This window comes from Microcystis sp. M_QC_C_20170808_M3Col (assembly GCF_007095505.1).
In the GTDB taxonomy this organism is placed as follows: Bacteria; Cyanobacteriota; Cyanobacteriia; order Cyanobacteriales; family Microcystaceae; genus Microcystis.
The window spans coordinates 1-11,170 of sequence record NZ_SFBY01000026.1; the positions used below are offsets into that span (position 1 = coordinate 1).

Here is an 11,170-nt window from a genome sequence, read left to right on the forward strand (position 1 = left end):
AAGACCAGAACAGAGTAAATCTGTTAAGGCAGGTGCGGAACCCCGCAAGGGAAAGAAGCAGAAACCTAAATCGTGAGGTTTGGGAATCACCGTCCGTTTACGGCGGTGAGGATGTCAACAATGTCACCTCGATCGCCTAAACTAATAGATAGTCAATTTTCGCTTTTGCCACGTGGAACTATACCACTCTCTCCTATTTTCGATCGGTTTAGTCGCCTGTTACTTAGCTGTTCTGATTCTGATCGCTGAAAAATTAAAAAGTCTTTTCAGTACCGATGGCGAAATTACCCGCAAAGTTGTCCACATTGGCACAGGAAACGTCATCCTTTTTGCCTGGTGGTTAAATATCCCCGCTTGGGTGGGAATAAGCGCCGCTATCCTAGCGGCAATTATTGCTATCCTATCCTATTTTTTTCCCATTTTACCCAGTCTTAATAGTGTTGGTCGCCGCAGTTGGGGAACTTTTTTTTATGCTGTTAGTATAGGTGTTCTCGTGGCTTATTTTTGGCCAATTTCTCACCCCGAATACGCGGCAATCGGTATTTTAATTATGGCTTTGGGAGACGGATTAGCGGCCCTAGTCGGACAAAATTTCGGTCAACATCCCTACAAAATTTTCGGCAGTGGCAAAAGTCTGGAAGGTTCCCTGACTATGTTGGGAATCAGCTTTTTAGTCAGCTTGATTATTTTATCTTTTATTAATGGCATTAATCCGCCAATTATTTTAGTATCTTTATTAACAGCGATCGGAGCTACTATTTTAGAAACTTTCTCGAAACTAGGTATAGATAATCTCACTGTACCGATTGGTAGCGCCGCCATTGCCTATTTTCTTGCTCAAATTTTCATCTCAAGCTAGGCTATCCCAGCTTATTCACAAGGGACGAATCTAAAACCTCATTGGTTAAGCTAAGTAGGGAGGCACAATTATTTGTTAGGATGGGTTAGTGGTAGCGTAACATGATCGGGCGTTGGGTTTCATGCTTCAACCCAACCTACGTTCTATGTTAGCAATCAGCTTTTTAGTCAGCTGTACCGATAACTGATAACTGATAACTGATAACTGATAACTGATAACTGATAACTGATATGACCTTTACTATCACTCAAAACCAAAATCAATATCTTACCTATTGTCTCAAGGATGAAGAGGCTGACGCTTATCTGGAAGTGGTTCCCGCTAGGGGAGGAATCATCACCCGTTGGCAAATTTGCGGAGAAGATATTTTATATCTGGACACAGAAAGATTTAAATATCCTAACCTCAGCGTCCGCGGAGGAGTCCCGATTTTATTCCCGATATGTGGCAACTTACCCGATAATACCTATCAACACCAAGGCCGAAACTATACCCTTAAACAACACGGATTTGCTCGTGATTTACCCTGGCAAGTGAGCAAACAAAGCAGCGAAAACGCCGCTAGTTTAACCCTAGAATTAAACAGTAATGAAGCCACTCGTCAAGTCTATCCCTTTGATTTTCAATTAATTTTTACCTATCAACTGCAAGGAAACAGCCTCAAAATTCACCAAAAAGTAATTAATCTTTCCCCCGAAAAAATGCCCTTTTCTATCGGGTTCCATCCCTATTTTCAAGTCACCGATAAAACCCGATTATCCTTTGATATTCCCTCCTCCCAATACCTCGACCAACGCAGCAAAACCCTCCATTCCTACTCCGGCCACTTTGACTTTAATCTCGAAGAAATTGATGCCGCTTTTCCGCAAATTACTCGCCATCAAAGTAGTTTTAGTGATTCCTATCATCAACGTCAAATTATCCTCGGTTACGACGATCTCTATACAACTATAGTTTTTTGGACTCTGAAAGATAAAAATTATATCTGTCTCGAACCCTGGAGCGCTCCCCGCAACGCCCTCAACACAGGCGAACATTTGACCTACTTAGAACCCCAGAGTAGCCGTGAGGCGATCGTGGAAATGCGAGTCAATCAAATTTAAATTTCCCCTTGACTTAGCCCCGATAAGATGTTATATTAATAAATCGTGTGCAGAACACGAAACGGGTCGCTAGCTCAGCGGTAGAGCACTCGGCTTTTAACCGATTGGTCTTGGGTTCGAATCCCAGGCGACCCATAAAAACTTACTGATAAAGATTGACTTGTCTTCCCCTGTCTATGGATTAGCCTTGCATACCAGCAGTCCCCAACTAGGACTGGCCCTCTCTAATTTCAGCGATGATAGTCGTCAACAAACTTGGGACTTAGACAGGGACTTATCAAACCTATTCCACCCCTATCTAAAACAGTTCCTGGCCCCGCAAAAATGGGCAGATTTAGCCTTTCTAGCCACCGCTAAGGGGCCGGGTAGCTTTACCAGTACCCGCATCGGTCTAGTCACCGGTAGAACCCTAGCACAACAATTACAGCTACCGATTTTTGCCGTCTCCAGTTTAGCGGCCTTTGCTTGGTCACAACGGCATTTTTACCCTCCCGATACCTATCTAGCCCTAGAAATGCCCGCCACTAGGGGACAATTGTATGTGGGCATCTATGGGGGTAATCGGGTTTATTTAGCTGATAGCCTGATGACTCCCGAACAATGGCAGCAGACTTTAGAAAACTCAACTATTTCCTATCAAAGATTAGCCACCCCCAGTTATTTAGGCATAAATGCCCCCGATATCCTCGATTTAGCTTATTTGGATTGGCAAACGGGAAAACGCCCCCATTGGTCGGAGGCGCTACCATTTTACGGGATGTGATTAGCAATTCCCTCTTTTTTTCAAACTATAACCAGCTAATCCGAGGGTTACTAATCCTAAAACTGCGCTAGGTTCTGGGACAGGTTTCACGGAATAAATTGCCACATTACGACTCACTTCATTGGCAACAATTAACAAGGGAGTACCATTGGGACTATCGGCAGCGGGAATAAATAATAATCCTTCGGGGGAGATATCGCCTAATTGCCAATCGTTGATATAATTAACAAAGAAAGGATTACTAGGGTTGGTGATATCATAAACCATGAAACCGCCAGCCCTTTCTATTCCCACAAAACTATAGAGACGATTGCCCACGGTTCCCACGGCTAAACCTTCTGGTTCTGGGCCGCGGTTATCGCTACGACTATCGAAACTACTAGGAGTACCATCGGAATTAAAAATACTAGCAGTTAGGGGAGTTGTCGAAAAAGTCGCTAAAATTTGTTCAAAATCATCGCCGCTATCGAAGACTTGGGACAGTCCATTAGTTACATTCCAAATCGAAAAAGAACGACCACCATAGGCAAAAAGTTGGCTATATTGACCTTGGGCATTAAGTCCATCGATGGTGGAAACATCCAAACGGCCGAGATTTCGGGCTAATTGCAAGTCTGCCGCATTAGGGAAAACATTGGGGTCTAAAGTTAGAGTAGAAACTCGTCTAGCCTCATCTCTAGTATCCCCTTCATTGGCAGTAATTAAATAGGTTTGTCCGGCGATGGTAACGGTAGCAATCGTATCCGGTTGATATAAGCCAAAAACCGGCCAATTATTAATTCTCACTGCTGGGGAATTAGCCGCTCCTCCAAATACTACCCCATCTCGATCGCTAGGATCCAAACCATTACCCGGTGCGTTAAAATCCTTAGCTCCTAGGGGTAAAATACTGGTGACTTGAGCGTTAGCAATATCGACTATCGCAATAGCGTTATTTTCCTGTAGAGACACCCATGCAGAGGTTCCATCCTCGGAAACGGTGATGTATTCTGGTTCCACATCTTGGGAAACCGTTTGACCGGGAAAAATCCGAACTCCCTGATTTCTTAAAGCGTTCTCTTGACCATTAAAACTGGTAAAGGTGGCAGTGTTAACCGTGGGATTGAGAACACCAGCACTTAAGTCAATAATACTAACGGAACCATCGGGATTGATCGCGCCTCTCGCTTCCCCTTCGTTAGCCACTAAAACCCGATTACCGTCAGGAGTAAAGGTTAACATATCGGGTAAAGCACCCACAGTAACCTGACTCTGAAAGACACCATTAGTATCGAAAAAGACCACACTGCCGTTATTGGTAATCGTACTAGCTTCCATGGCCACGGCCACAATACCATTTTTGATGGCAACGCTGTTAACCCCTGCACCGTAGGAGCTAAGATCGAGCGAGGGTAAGCGAATTGGACTAGCGGGATTGCTGATATCGGCAATATCTAGACGATTATTGGGACCGGTCACGAATAATCTGCGACTAGCGGGGTCGTAGGTGGGAATTTCAGCCCCAAAGTTATTAGCAGCAGTTGTACTATTGCCAAGGCTGCTCAATCGGGTGATATTTAAAGCTGAGGCCGATTCGGTAACAATGTTGATACTGCCAGCAATTGACAGCAAGGTTAATAAAAATTTCCCATGGTGACGATAGATAGCATGAATCATATTTTTAGCTGAAAACCTGCAAAAAAAGGCTAAACAATCGCATTTTTTCAGATCCAAGTTAAAGGAAGATTAAACAAGAGAGAAATTAAGGATATCTTCAAAATTTGGCCAAGGACAGTAAAAGCGATCTAGAAGAAGGGGTTCCTCGATCGCTTTTTAGTTGAACGGCTCATTTACCAGAGTGATAACATGGTTTAGTATAAGCTCGATCAATATGGAATCAAGACTCGTGTTATCTACTCTCCTAGCCGATTTCAAGATCATTTTTGAACGTGACCCCGCTGCCCGCAACTGGTTAGAGGTAATGTTTTGTTATCCCGGATTACAGGCTTTACTGTGCCATCGCTTCGCCCATTGGCTATATCAGATCGGGATTCCCTTTATTCCCCGTTTAATTTCCCATCTTGCCCGTTTTCTGACTGGTATCGAAATTCACCCCGGCGCCCAAATAGGTCAGGGTGTTTTTATCGACCATGGCATGGGAGTTGTCATCGGAGAAACGGCCATTGTCGGTGATTATGCCCTCATCTATCAAGGAGTTACTTTAGGAGGGACGGGGAAAGAAAGCGGTAAACGTCACCCGACTCTAGGGGAAAATGTGGTGGTCGGCGCTGGGGCCAAGGTTTTAGGTAATATTTATCTGGGTAATAACGTTCGCGTCGGTGCTGGTTCTGTGGTCCTGCGCGATATTCCCGCCGATTGTACCGTTGTTGGTGTCCCCGGTCGTTTAATCTATCGGGCCGGGACGCGGGTGGAACCCCTCGAACACGGTGATTTACTCGACTCGGAAGCGGTGGCTATTCGCGCTTTGGTGGACCGCATCGAACAACTGGAAAAACAAGTGTACGAATTGCGGCTAGAACGGTCAAAAGAACCAGATTATCGGATTAATTGCCCAGTTTTAGCCCATTTAGAAGAAGAAGCGAGTCATAGCTGTTGTCCTGCGGCCGATCGAGATATGCGCGAGTTTCTCGAACGGGCGGTTTAACCCCGATAATCTTCTGATATGATAGAAGACTGGTTTTCTAAGTAAGTGGTTTTAATTAAATAGAAGATGGATTTTGCCTTCGATCCCCCCTTAATTCCCCCTTAATAAGGGGGTATCTGACAATTTTTAACACCTACCTACTTAGTAGCTGAAACCCATTCGTCAAAGCTATTATTATTAAGGACTACTTGGCACCGTCCGATGGCTCAAACTGACTCGATCCGTATCCGTGGCGCCCGACAACACAATCTCAAAAATGTTGATCTCGAATTACCCCGCAATCAGTTGATTGTTTTTACGGGAGTTTCGGGATCGGGCAAATCTTCCCTCGCTTTCGACACTATTTTTGCGGAGGGACAGCGCCGCTATGTGGAGTCCCTCAGCGCCTACGCGCGCCAATTTTTAGGACAATTAGATAAACCCGATGTGGATGCGATCGAGGGTTTAAGTCCGGCTATTTCCATTGACCAAAAATCCACTTCCCACAATCCCCGTTCTAGTGTGGGAACTGTAACGGAAATTTACGATTACTTGCGTTTATTGTTCGGTCGTGCCGGTGAACCCCATTGTCCCCATTGCGATCGCAATATTGCCCCCCAAACCATCGATCAAATGTGCGATCGAGTGATGGAATTAGCCGAGAAAACCCGTTTTCAAATCTTAGCCCCGGTAATTCGCGGCAAAAAAGGCACTCATAAGCAATTAATCTCTAGTTTGGCCTCCCAAGGCTTTGCCCGGGTGCGGATTGACGGCAAGGTAGTAGAATTATCCGAGGGCATCGAGTTAGATAAAAAACATCTTCATGATCTTGAAATTGTTATCGATCGCCTGATCAAAAAAGAGGGTTTACAGGAAAGATTAGTAGATTCTTTAACCACTTGTTTAAAGCATTCCGATGGTGTAGCGATTGTGGAAATTCTCGATGAGAATAACGAAGATAATCCCGAAGTTACCAAAGAAATTGTCTTTTCCGAGAAATTTGCCTGTCCTGAACACGGGGCAGTTATGGAGGAATTATCCCCCCGTTTATTCTCTTTTAATTCTCCCTATGGTGCTTGTCCCAACTGTCACGGATTGGGCAGTTTACGAAAATTTTCGGCAGATTTAGTCATTCCAGACCCGAAACAACCGGTTTATTCGGCTATTGCCCCTTGGTCAGATAAGGATAACTCCTACTATCTTTCTCTCCTCTACGGTTTAGGGCAAGCTTTAGGTTTTGAAATTCAAACCCCTTGGCAGAAACTAACAAAAACCCAGCAAGATATCATTCTCTATGGGAGTAAAGAACCGATCTATTTTGAAGATGATTACCGTTATGATACTGGTCGCGGTTACTATCGAGAATTTGCGGGAGTTATCAATATCTTAGATAGGAATTATCAAGAAACCACCTCGGAAGTTATTAAACAAAGACTAGAGAAATATATTGTTAACCAAACCTGCGAAGTTTGTCACGGAAAAAGATTAAAACCGGAAGCTTTATCGGTACGTTTAGGACAATATACGATCACGGATTTTACCGGAGTTACCATTCGGGATTGTTTGCAGAGAATTAATGATTGTCATTTAACCCCAAGACAAGCATTAATTGGAGAATTAGCCCTCAAAGAAATCAAAGCGAGACTACAATTTTTAATCGATGTGGGATTAGATTATCTTACCCTCGATCGACCGGCGATGACTTTATCCGGGGGAGAATCCCAACGAATTCGATTAGCCACTCAAATCGGTTCGGGATTAACAGGAGTACTATACGTTCTCGATGAACCTAGCATCGGATTACACCAAAGAGATAATAGTAAACTGTTAGAAACCCTGCAAAGATTACGAGATTTAGGTAATACTTTAATTGTCGTCGAACACGATGAAGAAACGATTCGGGCAGCCGATTATGTCGTCGATATCGGTCCGAAAGCGGGGATTCATGGCGGAGAAATCATCTGTCAAGGCAGTTTTAAAACCCTTTTAAAGTCCCAAAAATCGATAACAGGGGCCTACTTATCGGGACGCAAAGTTATTGAAACTCCTCCCCAAAGAAGGGAAGGGAATGGTAATGCTTTAGTCTTAAAAAATTGCCATCAAAATAACCTAAGAAATATTGATGTAACGATTCCTTTAGGAAAATTAGTCTCGATTACGGGAGTATCTGGTTCGGGCAAATCCACCTTAATTAATGAGTTATTATATCCGGCTTTACAACATCATTTAACCCGTTTAACTCCCTTCCCCAAAGAGTTAGATAAAGTGGCAGGATTGGACGCGGTTGATAAGGTAATTGTCATTGACCAATCACCGATAGGACGCACTCCTCGGTCAAATCCTGCCACCTATACGGGGGTTTTTGACATTATTCGCGAGATTTTCACCGAAACCATCGAAGCAAAAGCTAGAGGTTACAAAGCGGGGCAGTTTTCTTTTAATGTTAAAGGAGGACGCTGTGAAGCGTGCCTAGGCCAAGGAGTAAACGTCATCGAGATGAATTTTCTCCCCGATGTCTATGTGCAGTGTGATGTGTGTAAAGGGGCGCGTTACAATCGGGAAACCCTACAGGTTAAGTATAAAGGTTATTCGATCGCCGATGTCTTAGATATGACGATCGAGGAAGCATTAAAGGTCTTTGAAAATGTCCCCCGGGCCACCACCAGATTACAAACTCTCGTGGATGTGGGTTTAGGATACTGTAAACTCGGTCAAAGCGCTCCCACTTTATCCGGTGGAGAAGCGCAAAGGGTGAAATTAGCGGCCGAATTATCCCGACGGGCCACGGGAAAAACCCTATATTTGATCGATGAACCGACTACGGGGTTATCTTTTTATGATGTGCATCATCTCTTAGATGTGTTACAAAGATTGGTCGATAAAGGTAATTCGATTATCGTCATCGAACATAATCTCGACGTGATTCGCTGTAGCGATTGGATTATTGATTTGGGACCAGAAGGAGGGGACAAGGGAGGAGAATTAATCGCGGTGGGAACACCGGAAACCGTGGCTAAATGTGAAAAATCCTACACCGGTCATTATCTTGCCCAAGCATTACTTCAATATCCCCCAAAAAAGCAAGATAATAAGTAATGGGATAAAATTAACTTCTTGGTTAGGATAGGCAAGAGGCAAGAGGTAGTTAGATATGTATAATTAATTGTGTCTAGCTACTTATTAGGGAACAACACAGAGATAATAAAGCCAATGATCAAGATTAGTATTTAACTCTTGTTCGCTCTTAATTTCCTGACCAGTTTTCCAAGAATAAATTTTAATATCTTGAAAGTAAGACTTTAACTGTCTTAATTGTTCTTTGGGTGTGGCGTAATAATTTTGCAGACGAAAATTATGGGGTTCATCCCGAATAATTGCATAGTCAGCAGTCAATAACTGTTTGTAGCTAAGAGAGGGATTACAGGCACGCAAAATCGCCCAGATGACTAAATTAACATAGCTACTAAAAGGATTCAAACTAATCTTTTTTTTCCAATCGAATTCTGAGATAATTCCCTGAAGATTATGACTAGAAAAGCAAAAATAACCACCAGCTTTACCGATGCGACTAATTTCCTCTAAAACTAGGAAACGGTCAGCAGGGGAAATATAATCAATGCCATTAAAACTAAAGAGAATAAAATCAAAATAATTATCCGCAAATTGTTCTAGATTTCTGGCATCGGCCACTTGCCAGACTAAATGGGGGAATTTTTGACGACAAGCGGCGATCATTTCCGCAGAATAATCAACACCGATATATTCTCCCACAAGAGGTGCAAAATACTTCGTAGTCCGTCCCGCACCTACCCCTAAATCAAGCATTTTCATCGTCGATAAACGCTCTTGCAGCCGGGTTAAAATTGTCCTTTCTGCCGGCTGTAGCGCGGTTAATTGGGCATAATAACTGACAATACTAGGGTCTCTATAGGTTTGCTGATTTTTGTCCTTAATCATTCTCGATCGCTCTTTCCTCATAATCTGGCTGTTTTTCTCTTACTAATAATTCACCTTCCCAACCGCCAATTACTTCTTCAAAAAAGCCTTCTTGCCATTGGCTAAATGTAGTTTTTTCTTCTTTTTCTTTTAGAGATATTGGCTGATAAACTAAGGTAACTTCTAAATCTGTGTTTTTAAGTTCAGGCGGTAAAGATATTTGTAATGTTCCATCTTCTCCTACATGGGTTTTAAAACTAATTGTTCTCATGGTTTTGGCTAAGGTTACTACTATCATAAAGATAGTGTAATATGTCCTCGTCTGACAAGGTGCGTCCCTTGCGATCTTTTAACCATAAAGACATCTTCACCCCAAACAGGTCGGACATGACAGAAACCACCATCCGATGAGAATGGCCATACATCCCACTCAAGACCGAGACGATGGATACTACTCTCTCACGGTAGCCGCTCTTTCCTACTACCATCTTTAAGAAAAGATTTAGACTATCATAAGATGCGCTTAAATTATCCAATTGGCATCAATTACAAGGATAGCATTTTCCAAAAGTGATAAAAGAAATGTAAAGTTATTTTATAGTAGTTGTCTTTGATAGCCTGGAAATTGTCCTGACGACTTCCCAAATTGCTCCTCACCTGACCCACCGTCTCAACCTCCAGTTGACGAAAGTAGATAGCACCGAGATTGACTTGCAGCAGTTTGATTATGTCCTGCTTAACCAGCGCCATCCCGGTTGGACGAGTCGCCGTCGGTTGTCAGCCATCTGATCGGAGGCTTGCATCGATCGCCTAGTTTTAAATTGAGTTACGCGCAAGATCAGGTATTTTTATTTGAGCAACGCTAAGAGAGAAAAAAGCATCGCGGACCACATATCTGTATAAAGTGCTACAATAAGCTAAGATTCCATCAAAGGTTAGATTATCAAACGCCGACTCAGGACTATCAAGGTCGGAAAACCTCGTTCGATAGTCTGAGCAGAGGTAAGACAATCGGTTAGACTTATTGACCATCTGAGACTGTCCAATCGTTGGGATCGACTTCGGGTATGGGCGAGGATATCGAGCCGCAATTGTCAGGGTAACACCAAATCCCCCTGATCCAGTGCAGTGGACAAACCTTCTTGTTTCTAGTGACCACTTCAGTGGTCCCTGATGATAACTGGGTTTTGCTAACTGGATTTGGGATAAAACTGCCTTAGTGCGGTTTTGTTGTTACCTAAAATGTCGGATGAATGCCCCCGCTACATTTTTCGACAAGATACTCACCTTTGCGGGGGATGAAATCCGACCAGAATATCAACCCCAGAGCATCGGTTTAATTCTACCATCTGTGGGTAAACTGTCTTATACTTAACCTAGCCAAGGGTCGAGGATTGTTAGATGCTAGTCGTAGAAGCAAAGCTAAAAAACGGAACACCAGAGCAATATCAGAAACTCGATGAAGCTATCAGAACTTCTCAGTTTGTGCGTAACTCTTGTGTTCGTTATTGGATAGAAAATAAAGGAACAACCCGCAATGATCTCCAAAAGCTTTGTGCGGTACTAGCTAACAATAAAGAGACCCCTTGGGTTAATAAATTAAACTCTCAAGCTCGTCAATCGGCTGCCGATAGAGCCTGGCAATCAATTAATCGGTTTGATCAGAATTGTCATGCTAAAATACTAGGGAAAAAGGGTTTTCCTCGGTTCAAAAAGCATAGTCGTTCCGTTGAGTATAAACTAACAGGCTACAAACTATCAGATGATCGACGTAAAATCAGATTTACTGACGGTTTTAAAGCAGGAGAATTTGATTTATGGTGTAGTCAAAAGACATTAGTTTATTATTCAGAGCAACAGATTAAACGGGTAAGAGTTGTTAGACG

At 43.1% G+C, this 11,170-nt stretch carries 9 protein-coding genes and 1 tRNA gene; 7 read left to right on the forward strand and 3 right to left on the reverse strand.

Annotation, left to right across the window (positions count from 1 at the left end):
- Positions 1-172 precede the first annotated feature (172 nt).
- The 4 genes from EWV84_RS01330 to tsaB all read left to right on the forward strand — a co-directional run bounded on the left by EWV84_RS01330 (position 173) and on the right by tsaB (position 2,725).
- A complete protein-coding gene (locus EWV84_RS01330) occupies positions 173-859 on the forward strand; it encodes a diacylglycerol/polyprenol kinase family protein (RefSeq protein WP_287075919.1) in 687 nt (228 codons plus the stop codon).
- A 230-nt stretch (positions 860-1,089) separates the two neighbouring features.
- The gene (locus EWV84_RS01335; protein WP_287075921.1) at positions 1,090-1,962 is read left to right on the forward strand and encodes an aldose epimerase family protein; all 873 of its coding nucleotides are present in this window, start codon (positions 1,090-1,092) and stop codon (positions 1,960-1,962) included.
- A 63-nt stretch (positions 1,963-2,025) separates the two neighbouring features.
- Positions 2,026-2,097: transfer RNA gene (locus tag EWV84_RS01340), tRNA-Lys, on the forward strand.
- Between the two features lie 25 nt (positions 2,098-2,122).
- Positions 2,123-2,725 carry a tRNA (adenosine(37)-N6)-threonylcarbamoyltransferase complex dimerization subunit type 1 TsaB gene (gene tsaB / locus EWV84_RS01345; protein ID WP_287075923.1) on the forward strand — a complete coding sequence of 201 codons (603 nt, stop codon included), beginning with the start codon at positions 2,123-2,125 and terminating at the stop codon, positions 2,723-2,725.
- Here tsaB and EWV84_RS01350 read toward each other — a convergent pair whose 3' ends face one another.
- Positions 2,726-4,381 (reverse strand): choice-of-anchor I family protein, encoded by a 1,656-nt coding sequence (locus EWV84_RS01350; protein ID WP_287075925.1) that lies wholly within the window; start codon positions 4,379-4,381, stop codon positions 2,726-2,728.
- Between the two features lie 214 nt (positions 4,382-4,595).
- Here EWV84_RS01350 and cysE point away from each other — a divergent pair, with 214 nt between their 5' ends.
- Together cysE and uvrA are read left to right on the forward strand one after the other, a co-directional pair.
- A complete protein-coding gene (cysE, locus tag EWV84_RS01355; protein ID WP_286825463.1) occupies positions 4,596-5,369 on the forward strand; it encodes a serine O-acetyltransferase in 774 nt (257 codons plus the stop codon).
- A gap of 201 nt (positions 5,370-5,570) precedes the next feature.
- Positions 5,571-8,444 (forward strand): excinuclease ABC subunit UvrA, encoded by a 2,874-nt coding sequence (gene uvrA, locus EWV84_RS01360; protein WP_287075926.1) that lies wholly within the window; start codon positions 5,571-5,573, stop codon positions 8,442-8,444.
- Between the two features lie 84 nt (positions 8,445-8,528).
- Here the strand turns inward: uvrA and EWV84_RS01365 are convergent, their stop codons facing one another.
- The gene (locus EWV84_RS01365) at positions 8,529-9,305 is read right to left on the reverse strand and encodes a class I SAM-dependent methyltransferase (protein WP_287075928.1); all 777 of its coding nucleotides are present in this window, start codon (positions 9,303-9,305) and stop codon (positions 8,529-8,531) included.
- Complete coding sequence (locus EWV84_RS01370) at positions 9,298-9,582, reverse strand: hypothetical protein (protein WP_287075930.1); 285 nt, start codon at positions 9,580-9,582, stop codon at positions 9,298-9,300. The genes EWV84_RS01365 and EWV84_RS01370 overlap by 8 nt, the downstream gene beginning before the upstream one ends.
- Positions 9,583-10,685: 1,103 nt before the next feature.
- Here EWV84_RS01370 and EWV84_RS01375 point away from each other — a divergent pair.
- The coding region (locus tag EWV84_RS01375; RefSeq protein WP_502705756.1) for a nuclease/transposase family protein at positions 10,686-11,170 on the forward strand (485 nt) is incomplete at its 3' end.